Here is a 16,168-nt window from a genome sequence, read left to right on the forward strand (position 1 = left end):
GTAAATATCTCTCATTAAAATTGCTTAGCTTACATATAATTTCTTGTCAAAAAAGATATTTTTGCATACAATAAATAAGAACAAGGAGGACGTTATGTCACTATTTACAGATATTACCTTCAGATCACCGGTTACAAGGGTTGAAGAACGAGATAGAAATTTAGAATTCTTGCAAAAAAATCTTGGCATGAAACTCGTCAGTGAAGAAAATGCCTTGGCTTTTTTATCTGGTCATGAATCCAAAGAAATCCGTTTCATTATAGAAGAATCGCCAGCCTACCGTACAAGAGCAGTTGAAGGAACTAAGAAGTTAAACTGTTTAGTCATCAAAGCACAAGCTGCTGAGATTGCACAACTTTTAGTTCATGGTGCTGAAGCTCGTCATATTTTTAAAGGTAAGGAAGGCTATGCTTTTGAAACGGTATCTCCACAGGGAGATGCCATTTTAATTCATGCTGAAAAGGCTATTGAAGATTTGGAACAAGTGACTTCTGTTGAGGCAGACATTGATTCTGCATTTAAGGGCTTATCAGATTTCCATGTTGAAGAGGTTGTTTTAAACGTACCAGATCCAGAAGCCAGTCAGGCGTTTTATCAAGAGGCTTTTGAAGGACATTTACCACTTAATTTGACCTTTGAGACTGCAGAAGGACCAGACTTGGCCATTGAGCCTCAAATGACTTGGGATATCGAATTCTTTGATTTCCAAGTACCAGAAGACTACGATTTGCTGGCTTTGTATGACTATCTAGATGCTAAGGATTTAGCTCCTTATATTGATAAGAAAGCCCGAGTGGTCGTTGTTTCTGACCCAAGTAATATTGAAATTTGGTTTAGCAAATAAGTGTTTATGGAAAAAATCCTTGAAAAAATCAATCACCAAATTGCTGAGAATCTTTATCATGGTGCAAGTGTAGCTGTTTTAAATGATGGTCATTGGCAGGAATATTATATAGGGACGATTGATGGAGAACGTCTTGTTAAGCCAAATTTAGTATATGATTTGGCAAGTGTTTCTAAGGTTGTTGGTGTTGCCACCATAGCTGCTTTCTTAGTCTATCAGGGCAAGTTAGATATAGATGAGTCCGTTTCATGTTATTACCCAGATTTTCAAACTAATGATGTGACGGTTCGTCAGCTCTTAACCCATACTTCTGGGATTGATCCTTTTATCCCAAACCGTGACCAGTTAGATGCTGCTGAACTAAAGGCAGCGATTAATCAGATTAAGGTGACGGATCAAAAGAAGTTCTTGTATACCGATCTCAATTTCTTGCTGTTAGGATTTATGTTAGAAGAGATGACTGGCTTGGTTTTGGATCAACTGTTTGAGAAAGACATTTTCAAACCTTGGCAGATGACTCAGACAGGATTTGGTCCAAATAACCAAGCAGTTCCAACAGTTAAAGGGATTTCAGATGGCTTGGTTCACGATCCCAAAGCTAAAGTTTTGAAAGAACATGCAGGTTCTGCTGGTTTGTTTTCGACGGTTAAGGATTTAGAAACCTTCTTAGAGCATTATTTACAAGATGATTTTGCCAAAAATTTGTGGGAAAATCTCAGTCCATCTGGGAGTAAATCCCGTGCTTTGGGATGGAATCTAGATGGGCATTGGATCGATCATACAGGTTACACCGGTCCCTTTATCATGGCTAATCGTAGAACTCAGCAAGCCGTTATCTTTTTGACGAATCGGACCTATGAGAAGGATCATCGCGCAGAATGGATTGCTAGGCGAAAAGAGTTAATGGCTGTCATCATTGATGAGCTACGTTAACTAATGATTTTAAGGATATGGAGTTATTAAAAGTCAGTTCAATGGAGCTGGCTTTTTTGGTTGAGAAAACAAAAAATCTTACCCGAAGGTAAGATTTTGAGGAATTAAGCTTGGATAGCATCATCCATTGAAAGAACTTCGTGGAAGACACGTTGTGTCAATTCAGTTTTTTGTTCTGGTGTGAGGTATTTAGTATTTACACAGTAACCAGAGATACGAACGATAACGTCTTCACCAGCCATGATTTTTTCGTAAACATCGTTGAGGTCCATAACGTTCAAGTTGACGTGTTGACCACCGTTTTCAAAGTAACCATCAAGAACTGTTACCAAGTTTGTCACTTGTTCATCGAATGATTTACCAAGAGCACGTGGTGATACTTGAGTTGTCAATGAGATACCATCAGCAGCATATGAGAAGTCAAGACTTGCAAGAGAGTTAAGGTTTTGCAACCATCCACCATTAGCTTTGTTTGATGGGTTAGCACCTGGTGAGAAGAATTCAACTTTAGAAGTGTTTACTGTACCATCTTCGTTGAGATAGACACCACGGTGAACAGGTGAGTTACCAGTTTGTTTAGAGTAGGCAACGTTTGAAGTGATGGTAAGAAGTGATACAGTTGCTTCTGCGTCTTTGTAGAGTTTGTGGCTACGCAAACGAGTAGTGTAAGCTTCGATCAACCATTCAGCTAATTCGTTTGAACGAGGATCATCTTCACCCCAACGTGGGAATTCCCCAACAGTTTCGTAGTCATAGATGTAGCCATCTTCGTCACGAATTGGTTTAACAGTAGCGTATTTGATAGCTGATAATGTATCAACAGTGTTAGCAAATCCACAGATACCGAATCCCATGTTAGCGCGTTGGTGACTTGGTAAGAAGGCCATTTGAACAGCTTCGTAGTTGTATTTATCAGTCATGTAGTGAATGATGTTAAGAGCATCGACATAAGTATCTGTCAACCAGTCTAGTGATTTCTCGAAGTTAGCTTTAACAGTGTCAAAATCAAGAACGTCATCAGTTACAGGATCGATTTCAAAGACTTTGTAGTCTTTATGAACATCATCGTATCCACCATTAAGACCTGTGAGAAGGGCTTTAAGAACGTTAACACGAGCACCAAAGTATTGGATGTTGTGACGTTTCTCTTCGTTTTCTGGGTCGAGTGGTGATACACAACATGAGATACATGACATTTCACCGTAACCATCTTTAGCCATTGTTGTCACACCTTCGTATTGGATTGAAGAGTGTTTGTGGCTCATTGCCATACAGTAGCGACGGAATGCGTATGGTAATTTGTCTGTCCAAAGAACAGTCAAGTTTGGTTCTGGTGAGTTACCGATATTGTCAAGTGTATTCAAGAAACGGTAGTCCATTTTTGTAACACGATGACGACCATCGTTACCCATACCAGCCATTGATGTTGTGATGAATGTTGGGTCACCTGAGTAAAGAGCATCATAAGCTTTTGTACGAGCAAATTTTACGGTACGGAGTTTTAGAACGAAATCATCAACGAATTCTTGAATTTCTGATTCTGTGAATGTTCCGCGCGCAAGGTCACGCTCTGCGAAGATATCAAGAACAATTGGGACACGTCCAAGTGATGTAGCAGCACCGTTGATAACACGGCAGACAGCCATGAAGGCGATGTTAACCCATTGGATAGCTTCTTTTACGTTTTCAGCAGGACGGCGAACATCAACACCATAAAGATCACCAAGTTTAACTACTTCACCAAGTGCTTGGTATTGAAGGTTAACTTCTTCGCGAAGACGAATGGATTCTTCATCGATTTCTGTGATAGCGTTCCAATCGTTAACTTTTTCTTGCATCAAGAAGTCCGCGCCGTAAACAGCTAAACGTGCGTAAACCCCGATAATACGTCCACGTGAGTAGGCATCTGGGAGACCAGTAACAGTGTGGGCATGACGAGCACGACGGATGTTTGATGTGTAAGCGCGGAAGATACCATCGTTTACAGTTGTAACATGTTTAGTATAGATGTCATGCACGGCAGGATCTGGTTCATAACCATTTTCCTTAAGCGTTGTTTCCGCCATGCGGATACCACCTTTTGGCATGAAGTTAAGTTTGAAGAGCTCATCATTTTGGATACCGAAAATAACTTCGTTTTCTTTATCGATGAATCCTGCAGGAATGTCAGCAATTGACGTTGGACGTGTGTCCATTGGGAAACGAGTTGCTTCGTATTCTGCTTTAGTCTCTTCAATGATTTTTTTAATATGAAGTGACCGTTCAGTTGCGCCAGCTAGGAAACTTTCATCACCATCATATGGTGTGTAGTTAGCTTGTACAAATCGAGCGACACTTGCTTTTTCTTTCCAATCAGTTCCTTTAAAGCCTTCCCAAGCTTTTTCAAAAACGTCTGTATTTGTTTTGACTGTTGCCATAAGAATTTCTCCTTCAAATCTAGTAACAAACTATCTGTTACACTTTACACAAATTATTATATCAATCAGAAAACGATTTCACAAGCAAATTTCTTGACTTAATAACTTTTCTTTTATATTACAGTTGAAAATGGATAAGAGGATCTGTATTATAAAACGACTGATGACTGCCGACTGACTTGATAGGATATAAAGAAGGCTAGATGCCTTGATCGGCGATCGAGAGCTGAGCAATTCCGCAAAAAATAAGGTATAATGAAGACTATTAATAGATGTTAGGAAGTAATGTTATTGCTTAAAAAATTATCCCTCACCTTTTGGAAAAGGAAAAAGAGTCAGTTATATGCGGTTATGGTCAGTCTTGGCTTTTTAGCTTTTGCAGTCATTTTGTATAGCTTTGGACTTTTTGTTTCGTCTGTTCGTTTAGAAAATCATTTTGTTTCTTGGTCTTTTTTTAGCGGCTTAATGGGTAGCTTAGTCATTTTTGGAGTTAGTTTCCTACGTTCCATTAGCCTTTGGTCGACTGTTTCCCGAGAGGCTGAGAAGTATGGGCTCTTGCTAAATCCTTTTTTAATGATTTTGGGAGCTGGTCTTTATTTTATCTCGATAGCCTCAGGAAGTCTTTCTAGTTTTTGGGGAATGGTCCTAATCATCCTAAGTGCTAGCAAGACGGTTTTAGATGTTTTTAGAATGTCCTGATTGTTCACCTGCTGTGAAAGACGTGGTGATCTCATCGTCCTAGTAGCTCTAATTAGTTTTTGATAGAGTGGTAGTGCACAGATGTCATTTACCGACTTCCTCATGCCATAAAAGAGGAAGGGCAGTCGCAGCGCCGTTCAGGATAGCTGACTGTTGTTTTTGTGGCAGAAGGGGGAGTTTATGCTTATATTTCCACTTGTCAATGATACCAGTCGAAAAATCATCCATATTGACATGGATGCTTTTTTTGCTGCCGTAGAAGTGCGTGATAATCCTGACTTGAAGGGCAAACCAGTTGTCATCGCTAAGGATCCGAGGGAAACTGGCGGCCGCGGTGTGGTATCTACCTGTTCATACGAGGCTAGAGCGTTTGGAATTCACTCGGCGATGAGTTCCAAAGAAGCCTACGAACGATGTCCACAAGCTATTTTTATTTCTGGAAATTACGCTAAATATCGAGAAGTTGGTAGACAAATCCGTGATATTTTTAAACGGTATACTGATTTGGTAGAACCCATGTCTATTGATGAGGCTTACTTAGATGTGACGGATAATAAACTTAACCTAAAGTCAGCTGTCAAGGTTGCTAAGCTTATTCAACATGATATTTGGAATGAACTGCATCTAACTTGTTCGGCAGGTGTTTCTTACAATAAATTTTTAGCAAAATTGGCTTCTGATTTTCAGAAACCAGCTGGCTTGACACTGATTTTACCAGAAGATGCGCAGGCTTTCTTGGAGACACTGCCTATCGAGAAATTTCACGGCGTAGGGGAAAAAACGGTGGCAAAATTACATAAGTTAGACGTTAAGACAGGTAAGGACTTACTAGCATTATCAGAAATGACTTTGATTGATCACTTTGGCCGTTTCGGCTATGATTTGTATCGCAAGGCAAGGGGGATTTCTAATACTAGCGTTAAACCCAATCGTATTCGTAAATCGATAGGGAGTGAGCGAACCTATGGAAAACTACTCTACCATGAGGAAGACATCAAAGTGGAACTATCGAAAAATGCGCGGCGTGTCGCTGACACGTTGATTAAAAATGAAAAGTTAGGAAAAGTGGTTGTTATCAAAGTTCGTTATGCTGATTTTACAACCTTGACTAAACGACATACCTTAGCGGAAGCTAGTCAATCTTTTGAAGTGATTGAACAAGAAGCTCATCGTATCTACGATGAATTGGAAACCCAATCGTCTGGCATTAGGCTTTTAGGGGTGACTGTGACAGGATTGCGGGATGGCATGAGTGTTGAAACCTCTTTATTTTAAAACAAAGAGCCAATCATTGTCGTGATTAGCTCTTATTTTTTGTCTTAAAAAATAGCTTGAGATCTTCCTCAGTAATCCCAATCATAGGGTCAATGATCAACAGATTATCAACTGTTAAACGATAGTTTTCCACCTTATCCATAGGTTTATTAACATCCTTATCCACAAGTTGTTGATAAATTGTGGAATATCCTGGAAACGTAGTATTATCAAGGGATTCAGTGGTGTTTTGATGAGAAAGAGAAGGATCTTTATCCCCATTTTTGTGGGCTTCTTGTTCTGTTTCTGTGGATAACTTGTGCACAACTTGATTTGAGCTGTCTTCGTTTTGGAACCGCTGAACCAACCAAGTTTGACGGACAGCGCCTTCTGTATGGACAGCCTTATCAAAGGCCGCTACTTCGCCTAAGAGGATGAGTTTGCTTTTTGAGCGAGTGATTGCTGTGTAAACGAGATTACGCTGTAGCATGCGGCCGCTTTGGCGCGTGATAGGAAGGATAACCACTTGGAACTCACTTCCTTGTGATTTATGGATAGACATGGCATAAGCCAGCGTGATTTTCCCCCATTCATTACGAGGATAGACCACTTCAGTGGCATCGAATTGGATGGTGATTTCATCTTGTTTGCTATCTGTGTATTTGGCAGGGAGCAGATCGGTGATGTAACCGATATCGCCATTGAAGACGTTGTTTTCAGCATCATTGACGAGATGTAAGACCTTATCATTTTGTCTAAACCGTTGGTCGTTAAAGGTAAATTCTAAACCATCGTCGAGCGGATTTAGAAGATTTTGGACTAGGTTGTTGAGGTTGTTGATGCCAGCATCTCCCTTGTACATGGGAGCCAGAATCTGGATTTCTTGTGGCTGAATACCACTTTTGACTGCTGAAGAGACGATTTTAGTTACCATTTGAGGAATGTGGAAAGCTTGGGCTTCAAAGTAAGAGCGATCCGCTTTTTTTTCGGTGAAATCACTTGGTAGTTGCCCTTGGCGCATCTGACTCGCCAAAGTGACGATAGTAGAATCATCTGTTTGACGGAAAATTTTCTCTAGACGAACTTGAGGTAATTCTTGAACCTTTAATAAATCAGCCAAAACTTGCCCTGGTCCAACAGATGGGAGTTGGTCGCTATCTCCGACGATAATAAGCTGACTTCGTGCAGAAATAGCACTTAAGAGCTGGTTAGCTAACCAAGTATCCACCATGGAAAATTCATCCACAATGATTAAATCAGCATCTAAATAATCATCTAAAGCCTGGTAATCATCGTTATCCCCAGTCAAGCCTAAGTGTCTATGGATAGTGGCAGACGGTAGCCCTGTTAATTCATTCATCCGACGCGCAGCCCGACCAGTAGGAGCGGCTAGAAGAATCGGAGGATCGTTTTTGTGGATGTCAATCTGATGAAGATTGCCGTAGGCTTCAATAATCCCATTGATAACCGTTGTCTTCCCTGTACCTGGTCCTCCAGTCAAGATAAAGACACGATTGGTTAGGGCTTTAGCAATAGCTTCTTTTTGAATGTCATCGTAAGTGATGTTTAAGCTTGCTTGGATGCGCTCAATTTCTTTAGAGATGGCGTCTTGTGGAAAACTGAGTGTTTCATCATTATTTAGCAGTCGTGTGAGATGTTTGTGGACACCTTCTTCAGCATAATAAAGGGTGTTGTCGAAAACCTTGGTACCGATGGTTTGGATTTTATCTTCTTCAATTAAATGGGTTAATTCAGCAGCAACCAGACTTGGTTCTAATTCAATTTGACGACTTGATTCTAGCAAATAAAGGGTCATCTCTAGAAGATCGCGAGCTTCAGTATAAGTATTCCCAGTTTGGATAGAACTTTCTGTTAGGGTGTGGATAATTCCTGCTCGATATCGTTGAGTGGCGTCAGCAGCAATCCCTAATTGTTCCGCTAGTTGATCGGCTATTTTGAAACCAATCCCTTGGATATCCTCAACTAACTGATAAGGATTTTCCTCGACAATAGCAAGACTTTGGTCCTGATACTGATTAAAGACCTGGAGAGCAAGTTTAGATGATAGACCGTACTTGGCCAGCTTGGTCAAGACTTGCTCGGTGCCGTAATTGAGTTTAAGTTTGGCAACAAAACTCTCACGGTTGACCTTAGATAATCCTGCAATACTATCTAGTTGACTAGGATCCTCTAAAATCTTATCAATGGGATCTTCACCATAGATAGCGATAATTTTCTCGGCTGTCTTTCGACCAATTCCCTTGAAATGGTCACTAGAAAAGTACTTGATGAGTCCTGATGCTGTTGGCTTTGCTCGTTCATAACGGTCTGCCTTGAGCTGCTGTCCATATTTGGGGTGTTGTACCAGCTCTCCCCAAAACGTATAAGTGTCACCTTCGACGACATCACCAATAGTTCCTGTGATGATAATGTCAAAATCGTCAAAATCACTATTAGTATCGTCAATTTCAAGTCGTAAAATCTTAAAAAAGTTGCTAGCATTTTCAAAGATAATACGATCTATTGTGCCAGAAAAATAACTTGTCATGTCGTTTCCTTTGTATTTAGTAGAAAAAGAGGCTGGGACGGAAGTCCTGCCTCTTAGTAGGTTATTTCAAAGTACCAATTTTAGTAAAAGGCCAGTAACGGAATTTGACTTCACCGACAATGGTATCCTTCTTAAAGGTTCCAACAGCTCGGCTATCCTTAGATACAATACGGTCATCACCTAGAAGATAGTATTGGTCTTTAGGTACCTTAACGGTAAAGCTTGTCTTGCCCGAATTATCTTGAGTGAAAGCATCGCTTGCCTGCGCTAACGATTGGAAGTAGGGATTGTAAGAGTATGTTTTTTGAAGCTTGTCTTTTTCGTAGCGTTTCTTGTAGTCTGTGAGGTAAGTTTCCTTTGTTTCCTTGTTGTTAACGTAAAGCTTGTCATTTTTATAGGTAATGGTATCACCTGGCATACCAACGACACGCTTGACGATTTGTTTTTTAGTGCCATTTTCTACTTCCTCAGCAACTACCATGTCGAAGCGATCGATGGTTGCTGTTTTGACCACTAGCAATTTTTCACGGTCGGCCAAAGTCGGGTCCATGGAGTGTCCGTCAACGGTAACAGGGAACCAGATTAACCAGCGGGTCACGAGAAAGACCATTAGAAACAGGATAAATAATCCCCATTCTTTAATAAAACGTTTCATGATAATTCCTTTATTTTTTCAGTAATGCTTGTGCTTTTTGGGTGTTAGCAAAGTGTAGTTTGGCAGTGTAGGCTAGGCTTTCCATCCCGTAAGCAGCTAGTAGTTGACTGGCTACTTTATCAGACTTGGCAGAAGCGCCGCTCGGTAATTGAAATCCCACATCTTCACCTAAGGTTTTGAGGTTTTCCAGAAACATCGCTCTAGCTATAATGGATGAGACAGCGACAGCAAGATAGTTGCCTTCAGCTTTTTCCTCCAACGTGATAGCCTGTGTGACTTGGTTGTTCTCTTTGGAAACGTATTTCTGGTAATTCCTTGGCGATGTGAAGGCGTCGATGACAATGTTATCTGCTTGAACCCCCTTTTGAAGGAGAAGAAAAATAGCCTGATTATGTAAGGCAACTTTGACTGACACAGCATTGTGTTTCAAACCTTTTCCAACCACTTGATTGTATTTCTGAGGAGACAATAGCAGGGCTTGGTGGGGAATTTTTTCTTCCAAAAGAGGAGCAATAGCTTGGATTTTTTGATCTGTCATTTTTTTAGAATCATCGACACCGAGTGATTTTAGGAAGTTGTGATCTTCGGGTTTGACAAAACTGGCCACCACAGCAAGGCCTCCAAAATAGGAACCGTTTCCTACCTCATCAGTCCCAATCATTGATCGATTGTGATCTGTTTTAAGAGCATTTTGGGACGAGGTGCTTTTAGGAGGATTTGCTTCTAATTTGAGATTATTTGCTAAATCTTGTGCACCCTTGCCCTGAATCACAACTTTACCTGAGGTATAGGCTAAAAAGGTTGCATTCTTGTGTTTAGCAGCAAAGGTGACATAAGGGTTATTGTTACTTGTTTGATAGGCGGATAGCTGTTCAACGAGATTTTGGATAGCTGTCTTAGACAATTGGAAAACCAAAGTATTCATAGCCATTATTTTACCACATCACCCCTAAAAAAGGACAAAAGAAAAGAAGATTTTTCAATCTTCTTAAGGGTTATCATTTTAGTCAACGTGTTTGGTTTGGCTTTTATTCAACCAACCATAGGCGATACCGATAAAGATTCCGCCACCGATCCAGTTACCAAAGAAGACCACAACCCATTGACGGATGATATTCAGTACATCAAAGCCTTTGATTTGGTCAACAGGGCTAAATCCAGCTAACATGAATGAGGCAAAGTTTGCAATCAAGTGTTCGTTTGAGATAAGGACGAACATAAAGATAGCTGACACCACGACGAAGAATTTAGCAGATTCTTCTTTTAGGAGCATATAACCTAGAATAGCAATGTTAACAAACATATTGGCAGTGATACCTTCAATGAATGCCATCCAGTTATCTTTAGCCAGTTTTGTTTGAACAGTGTTGATAACGAAGGATTGTTCTGTAAGCTGGTTAAATGCGTAGGATTGATTAAAGAGCCAAGCTAAGATAACAGCACCGACCAAGTTAAAAATGGTGCAGTAAAGAAGGATAGCGACAACTTTTTTCCAACTGATGACCTTGTAGTAAGCGCCGGTTGTGAGATACATCATATTTGAAGTGGCTAATTCGCCGTTAAAGATGAGAACATAGACCAAACCGATCGCAAAAATAAAAGTAAAGACAAATTTAGCGAGAGCTGGAAATTGACTTGAAATGGCATCAGCACCAATAATACCAACGGCAGTGGTCATGGTTAAGAAAGCACCAGCAAACATGGAGCGAAGAGCGTAACGGCCGAGACTTTCACTAAAGAGTGCTTCTTTTTTGGCACAGGCAGCAATGACTTTATCTTTAAATTGTGACATAAATAGTTTCCTTTTTCTTGTGATTTATATTACAAAGATTTAAAACCTAAAGAAAACGGGAAGACAAGCCTCCCGTTTTTTAGGGGATTCTTAGCTTTCAGATGCCCCAGAAGTAGCGTCGGCTTCTGCGGCTGCAGGAGCATCGTTATGCCCACCAGCATCTGAAGCGCCAGACGTAGCATCAGCAGACGTAGCAGCATGACCAGCAGGAGCCTTACCACCAGCGAGGTGTTGCCCAGTTGCTTGGAGGTACCAATCTAACCATGGTTTGAAGTTGAAAATGATTTCGTTGATACCAGCGTAAGAACCGTCTGGATAGTACATCGCCTGATAGTTGTGAGTGTTAATGATTTCAGGAGGAGTACCTGGAACAATGGTACGAACGTATTCTTCATTACCGTTACGGAGACTTCCAACAACCCACTCAACATTCTTCATACGTGCAGGAGGAAGTGTATCATGAACAGTTGCTAAACGATTACCGACTTGCTCGCGAACACGTTTACCAAGCATTGTTGATGCTTCTTGGTGTTGGTGATTGTAGTAGAGGAACTGGTTGTTATCATCAGCATATGTCAATTCAAATGGCATAGCGTTAAGGAACATGTTTAATTGATCAACTGTCAAAAGTCCGTTATCCAATTTGACATAAGTATCACCTTCAACAGCGTTGACTTGTGCAGCTGCTTTGTCCAACCAGTCTGGATCATCAGGATCGATTCCTTGAATGGTTGTTTTAATTGGATTTGTAGCATACAAATCTTCAGGTTCAATTGGTTTTGGTTTTTGCAATTGTTTCACAACTCCTACGTATTTGATGAAATTATCCAAACAAGAACCTAAGAAGTCAATAGTTCCTTGATTGATAAGGTTACCATTGTCATCGAAGGCTTCTTTAGCTTTACCAAGTAAGAATTCGTTACCTGGAAGGGCATAAGCGTTAACACCTGGTGCATCAAGGATTTTACGCAAGTGAACTTGAGCGCGTGACGTTCCTTGGTCATAGTATGAAGCGCCAACAATCATAACGGGTTTGTTTTCAAATGGATGGAGGTCACCGAATGACAACCACTCTAAAGTGCTTTTGAGGGCAGGTGTGATAGTGTGGTTGTGCTCTGGTGTGGCGATGATGACTCCATCAGCACGTGTGATTTTATTATAAAGGTAGCGAAGTGCAAAGTTTTCAGACTGATCGTCATCTTGGTTAAACATTGGCACATCTTTGATTTCAAGAACTTCAAGTTCAAATTTAATTTTAAAGTGACGTTGGATGAATTGCAAAAGCATACGGTTGTATGATTGATCTGCATTCGATCCGACAATACCTACAAATTTCATAGTGATTTCCTCCCGCTTAGCTTAAACTTTCCCAGTCAAAATTTTCAGCTTCCTTGTGCAACAATGATTTGGCACTTGAAAGTTTTCCGGCAATTTTAACAAAGAGACGGAAATCATCGAAGATGGCATCCAATTTTTGGATGGTTTCCAAATCAAAGAGATTACCTTCAGCGTCAAAAGCTTGTAATGAGTGTGAAAGCAAGAATTCATCTGGAAGCACATTGGCTTTCAACTCAGGAGCATTAAGGATTTGACGAAGTTGCAATTGAGCGCGTGATGAACCAAGTGTTCCGTAAGAAGCACCTGTGATCATAACAGGCTTGTTAAGAAGTGGGAAGATACCGTATGACAACCAAGCTAAAGCGTTCATAAGAACAGCTGGGATTGAGTGGTCATACTCTGGTGTGCCAATAATCACACCATCAGCTTCTTCGATTTTGGCTGCAATTTCTAAAACACTTTCAGGAAGTTTCTTGTCTGCCGGTTTATTAAAGGTTGGTAAATCTTTAACTTCAATAAGTTCGATATCTGCTTTATCAGCATAGTGTTTTTCAATGTATTGTAAAAGCTTGCGGTTGGTTGATTTAGAGGAATTAGTCCCCACCAGTCCGATAAGTTTCATAGGATTCTCCTTAATTTTCTGGTAAAAAATATAAAATAATTCACATTTTAATGATAACGTTTACGGCTAAAAAAGTCAATATCAAATCATAAAATGGTAGAGCCTGTCAACCTTTCTGTTTGTGCTTTATTAGACAATTAATCTGATGAAAGTTAGGAAGATTTGGTACAATATAAGGTGCTATGAAAAAACTATTTTATTTGATTGTGGGTTGCATTAGTTTAGTGATAGGTGTTGCTGGTATCGTTCTTCCTATTGTACCAACAACCCCCTTGTTATTATTGGCAGGATTTTGTTTTGCTCGCAGTTCTAAAAAATTTGACGTTTGGCTTCGAAACAGCAAGATTTATGACTTTTATGTTGCGGACTATGCAGAAACCAAAAGTATTGCTAAAGAACGTAAGAAAAAGATGATTTGGCAAATCTATTTGTTAATGGGAATTTCGATTTATTTTGCTCCCTTGTTGCCTATTAAGTTCATGCTTGTTGTGCTGACAGTGTTTATCACTTATTATTTATTTAAGGTTATTCCGGATAAATAAAAGTGAGCTACCTCGGTCGGTGTTTGGATAGGCATAACTGTTAATTACTGATAGTTTGTTAGAAGGTAAGATTTAGTTTGTTAGAAGGTAAGATTGGAGGAAGCAATATGAATTGGTTGGAGCGAAAAGACAAATTTGATGAACGATTGACGGTTCAAGATAGGGAAATCTTAGCTTATTTAGATCAACATATAACTGATATTCAGCAAATGACCAGTCAGGAGCTAGCAGAAGCCTGTTTTGTGTCGAGATCATCCATTTCTCGCTTACTCAAGAAACTGGACATCATCAATTTTGCAGCTTTGAAGTTCTTATTGCGAGAAGAAGAGGCTAAACCAAAGCTTGCTAAGTCAGATTTTTCAGGTCTTGTTAGTATATATTTTCAGCTTGGTTAGTTCTCTAACTGGGCTATTTTTTGCTTTTGTTTTTCGAATATTTTATAATGAATAGACGATTTTTAAAGATAAGGAAGACAAAATGACTAAAGTACGTGGATTTGAATTAATAACAGCTTTTGAAGGACAAGCTGACCTTCTCCCTAAACGAGAAACTGCTCATGCCGCGGGTTATGATTTGAAGGTGGCGGAAGAAATTGAAATTGATCCAGGGGAGATTGTCCTTGTCCCAACGGGTGTCAAGGCTTACATGCAAGACGGCGAAGTGCTCTATCTCTATGACCGCTCGTCTAATCCTCGAAAAAAAGGACTTATTTTAATCAACTCTGTCGGGGTCATTGATGGAGACTACTATAATAACGAAGGAAACGAGGGTCATATCTTTGCTCAAATGCAAAATATTTCAGACCAAGTTGTTCGTTTAGAAAAAGGAGACCGTATTGTTCAAGGCGTGTTTGCGCCATTCTTAGTAGTAGATGGAGATAGCGCTACTGGTTCAAGGACAGGTGGTTTCGGCAGTACAGGAAAATAGTCAAGGAGGCTTATCATCGCAAAGAAAAAATCGAGTTTTGTATGCCAAGAATGTGGTTACAATTCCCCAAAATACCTAGGGCGCTGCCCCAATTGCTCGGCTTGGTCGTCCTTTGTCGAAGAAGTAGAAGTTCAAGAGGTTAAAAATGCTCGCATTAGCCTGACAGGTGAAAAAGCACGCCTAACGAAGCTCAAAGATGTGACTTCTATCCATTATGCTCGAACCAAAACAAATATGGATGAATTTAACCGCGTTCTTGGTGGAGGTGTCGTTCCAGGCAGTTTGGTTTTGATCGGTGGGGATCCTGGTATTGGGAAGTCGACACTTCTCTTGCAAGTATCGACTCAACTAGCTCATCAAGGAACTGTGTTATATGTTTCAGGAGAAGAATCAGCTGAGCAGATCAAATTGCGCAGTGAGCGCTTAGGTGATATTGACAATGAATTTTACCTCTATGCTGAGACGAATATGGCACATATCCGCGCAGAGATCGAGAAGGTGCATCCAGATTTCCTTATTATCGATTCTATCCAAACCATCATGAGTCCAGAGATTTCTAGTGTGCAAGGTTCGGTTTCGCAAGTTCGGGAAGTAACGGCAGAGTTGATGAACCTAGCTAAAACGAATAGTATCGCAACGTTTATCGTTGGACACGTTACTAAAGAAGGAACGCTGGCTGGTCCTCGCATGTTAGAGCACATGGTGGATACCGTGCTTTATTTTGAAGGAGAACGCCATCACACTTTCCGTATTCTACGTGCTGTTAAAAATCGCTTTGGTTCAACGAATGAAATTGGGATTTTTGAGATGCAATCAGGCGGTTTGGTCGAAGTTCTCAACCCTAGTCAGGTCTTTTTGGAGGAGCGTTTGGACGGGGCGACAGGTTCGGCTATCGTTGTGACTATGGAAGGAACCCGTCCAATTTTGGCAGAGGTCCAGGCTCTTGTGACGCCGACGGTTTTTGGAAATGCTAAACGTACAACTACGGGTCTTGATTTTAATCGAGTGAGCTTGATTATGGCTGTTCTTGAAAAACGATGTGGTTTGCTCTTGCAAAATCAAGATGCTTACCTTAAGTCAGCTGGCGGTGTCAAGCTAGATGAGCCAGCTATTGACCTAGCTGTCGCAGTAGCAATTGCTTCTAGCTATAAAGAAAAACCGACCAGCCCACAAGAAGCTTTTATCGGAGAAATTGGATTGACTGGTGAGATTCGTCGTGTGACTCGTATTGAACAACGAATCAACGAAGCGGCTAAACTGGGTTTTACCAAGATCTATGCTCCTAAAAATTCATTACAAGGCATTGATATTCCAGATAATATTCAGGTTGTTGGTGTTTCAACCGTTGGAGAGGTTTTGAAGAGAGTGTTCGCTTAATGAGAAAAGTCCATTTTTGAGAATTTTTCCAATTACTTAATGTTCTATATAGGAAAGAAAAACTCTTAGAAAGGTGCTAAATCACCAGTTCTAAGAGTTTGTTTTAATGATAAGCAAGACCTACATTTTTAACGGTTTATCGTTTAGAAGGGTTGTTAACCTTCAAGCCAATCCTAACAACCGTCATTTTTTAGTGATTGTTTTTATTAAGAATTGTAAC

The 16,168-nt window shown here is 40.3% G+C and carries 15 protein-coding genes; 8 read left to right on the forward strand and 7 right to left on the reverse strand.

The genetic code is table 11. The features are described from left to right. Nucleotides 1–94: 94 nt before the first annotated feature. Together A2G56_RS08655 and A2G56_RS08660 are read left to right on the forward strand one after the other, a co-directional pair. Nucleotides 95–844: a CppA family protein gene (locus tag A2G56_RS08655; protein WP_062711578.1), complete on the forward strand. Its 750-nt coding sequence runs from the start codon at nucleotides 95–97 to the stop codon at nucleotides 842–844. Further along, nucleotides 845–1,777: a serine hydrolase domain-containing protein gene (locus A2G56_RS08660; RefSeq protein WP_062711581.1), complete on the forward strand. Its 933-nt coding sequence runs from the start codon at nucleotides 845–847 to the stop codon at nucleotides 1,775–1,777. It abuts the gene before it with no gap. A 104-nt stretch (nucleotides 1,778–1,881) separates the two neighbouring features. Here A2G56_RS08660 and pflB read toward each other — a convergent pair whose 3' ends face one another. Beyond that, nucleotides 1,882–4,194 (reverse strand): formate C-acetyltransferase, encoded by a 2,313-nt coding sequence (pflB, locus tag A2G56_RS08665; RefSeq protein ID WP_062711584.1) that lies wholly within the window; start codon nucleotides 4,192–4,194, stop codon nucleotides 1,882–1,884. Between the two features lie 285 nt (nucleotides 4,195–4,479). Between pflB and A2G56_RS08670 the strand changes: the two genes are divergently transcribed. Both A2G56_RS08670 and dinB read left to right on the forward strand, forming a co-directional pair. Beyond that, a complete protein-coding gene (locus A2G56_RS08670) occupies nucleotides 4,480–4,893 on the forward strand; it encodes a hypothetical protein (protein WP_062711587.1) in 414 nt (137 codons plus the stop codon). Between the two features lie 180 nt (nucleotides 4,894–5,073). Then, complete coding sequence (dinB, locus tag A2G56_RS08675) at nucleotides 5,074–6,168, forward strand: DNA polymerase IV (protein ID WP_062711590.1); 1,095 nt, start codon at nucleotides 5,074–5,076, stop codon at nucleotides 6,166–6,168. A gap of 25 nt (nucleotides 6,169–6,193) precedes the next feature. Here dinB and recD2 read toward each other — a convergent pair whose 3' ends face one another. The 6 genes from recD2 to A2G56_RS08705 all read right to left on the reverse strand — a co-directional run bounded on the left by recD2 (nucleotide 6,194) and on the right by A2G56_RS08705 (nucleotide 13,102). Continuing rightward, nucleotides 6,194–8,695 (reverse strand): SF1B family DNA helicase RecD2, encoded by a 2,502-nt coding sequence (recD2, locus tag A2G56_RS08680; protein WP_062711593.1) that lies wholly within the window; start codon nucleotides 8,693–8,695, stop codon nucleotides 6,194–6,196. 61 nt (nucleotides 8,696–8,756) lie between these two features. Next, nucleotides 8,757–9,350, reverse strand: coding sequence for a signal peptidase I (gene lepB, locus A2G56_RS08685; protein ID WP_062711596.1), 594 nt, complete (start codon nucleotides 9,348–9,350; stop codon nucleotides 8,757–8,759). Nucleotides 9,351–9,360: 10 nt separating this feature from the next. After that, the gene (gene rnhC / locus A2G56_RS08690) at nucleotides 9,361–10,275 is read right to left on the reverse strand and encodes a ribonuclease HIII (protein WP_062712532.1); all 915 of its coding nucleotides are present in this window, start codon (nucleotides 10,273–10,275) and stop codon (nucleotides 9,361–9,363) included. Nucleotides 10,276–10,353: 78 nt separating this feature from the next. Further along, entirely contained in the window at nucleotides 10,354–11,142 is a 789-nt protein-coding gene (locus tag A2G56_RS08695) for a formate/nitrite transporter family protein (protein WP_062711599.1), read from the reverse strand. Between the two features lie 90 nt (nucleotides 11,143–11,232). Then, nucleotides 11,233–12,480: an NAD(P)H-dependent oxidoreductase gene (locus A2G56_RS08700; protein WP_062711601.1), complete on the reverse strand. Its 1,248-nt coding sequence runs from the start codon at nucleotides 12,478–12,480 to the stop codon at nucleotides 11,233–11,235. A gap of 16 nt (nucleotides 12,481–12,496) precedes the next feature. Next, nucleotides 12,497–13,102, reverse strand: a complete 606-nt coding sequence (locus A2G56_RS08705; protein ID WP_062711606.1) for an NADPH-dependent FMN reductase — start codon at nucleotides 13,100–13,102, stop codon at nucleotides 12,497–12,499. Nucleotides 13,103–13,284: 182 nt separating this feature from the next. Between A2G56_RS08705 and A2G56_RS08710 the strand changes: the two genes are divergently transcribed. The 4 genes from A2G56_RS08710 to radA all read left to right on the forward strand — a co-directional run bounded on the left by A2G56_RS08710 (nucleotide 13,285) and on the right by radA (nucleotide 15,948). After that, nucleotides 13,285–13,644 carry a YbaN family protein gene (locus A2G56_RS08710; RefSeq protein ID WP_062711608.1) on the forward strand — a complete coding sequence of 120 codons (360 nt, stop codon included), beginning with the start codon at nucleotides 13,285–13,287 and terminating at the stop codon, nucleotides 13,642–13,644. Between the two features lie 107 nt (nucleotides 13,645–13,751). Then, a complete protein-coding gene (locus A2G56_RS08715; RefSeq protein ID WP_237334407.1) occupies nucleotides 13,752–14,039 on the forward strand; it encodes a MurR/RpiR family transcriptional regulator in 288 nt (95 codons plus the stop codon). 82 nt (nucleotides 14,040–14,121) lie between these two features. After that, nucleotides 14,122–14,571 carry a dUTP diphosphatase gene (locus A2G56_RS08720; RefSeq protein WP_062711611.1) on the forward strand — a complete coding sequence of 150 codons (450 nt, stop codon included), beginning with the start codon at nucleotides 14,122–14,124 and terminating at the stop codon, nucleotides 14,569–14,571. Nucleotides 14,572–14,586: 15 nt separating this feature from the next. Further along, nucleotides 14,587–15,948, forward strand: a complete 1,362-nt coding sequence (gene radA / locus A2G56_RS08725; protein ID WP_062711614.1) for a DNA repair protein RadA — start codon at nucleotides 14,587–14,589, stop codon at nucleotides 15,946–15,948. Nucleotides 15,949–16,168 lie beyond the last annotated feature (220 nt).

Origin of the sequence: Streptococcus halotolerans, assembly GCF_001598035.1 — a bacterium.
GTDB classification, from domain to species: Bacteria; Bacillota; Bacilli; order Lactobacillales; family Streptococcaceae; genus Streptococcus; species Streptococcus halotolerans.

Bases quoted from the DNA above. Each gene is read 5' to 3' on its own strand.
- recD2 (WP_062711593.1), bottom strand. From the start codon at position 8,695: ATGACAAGTTATTTTTCTGGCACAATAGATCGTATTATCTTTGAAAAT.
- lepB (WP_062711596.1), bottom strand. From the start codon at position 9,350: ATGAAACGTTTTATTAAAGAATGGGGATTATTTATCCTGTTTCTAATG.
- A2G56_RS08700 (WP_062711601.1), bottom strand. From the start codon at position 12,480: ATGAAATTTGTAGGTATTGTCGGATCGAATGCAGATCAATCATACAAC.
- pflB (WP_062711584.1), bottom strand. From the start codon at position 4,194: ATGGCAACAGTCAAAACAAATACAGACGTTTTTGAAAAAGCTTGGGAA.
- A2G56_RS08715 (WP_237334407.1), top strand. From the start codon at position 13,752: ATGAATTGGTTGGAGCGAAAAGACAAATTTGATGAACGATTGACGGTT.
- A2G56_RS08705 (WP_062711606.1), bottom strand. From the start codon at position 13,102: ATGAAACTTATCGGACTGGTGGGGACTAATTCCTCTAAATCAACCAAC.
- A2G56_RS08720 (WP_062711611.1), top strand. From the start codon at position 14,122: ATGACTAAAGTACGTGGATTTGAATTAATAACAGCTTTTGAAGGACAA.
- A2G56_RS08710 (WP_062711608.1), top strand. From the start codon at position 13,285: ATGAAAAAACTATTTTATTTGATTGTGGGTTGCATTAGTTTAGTGATA.
- A2G56_RS08670 (WP_062711587.1), top strand. From the start codon at position 4,480: ATGTTATTGCTTAAAAAATTATCCCTCACCTTTTGGAAAAGGAAAAAG.
- dinB (WP_062711590.1), top strand. From the start codon at position 5,074: ATGCTTATATTTCCACTTGTCAATGATACCAGTCGAAAAATCATCCAT.
- rnhC (WP_062712532.1), bottom strand. From the start codon at position 10,275: ATGAATACTTTGGTTTTCCAATTGTCTAAGACAGCTATCCAAAATCTC.
- A2G56_RS08695 (WP_062711599.1), bottom strand. From the start codon at position 11,142: ATGTCACAATTTAAAGATAAAGTCATTGCTGCCTGTGCCAAAAAAGAA.
- A2G56_RS08655 (WP_062711578.1), top strand. From the start codon at position 95: ATGTCACTATTTACAGATATTACCTTCAGATCACCGGTTACAAGGGTT.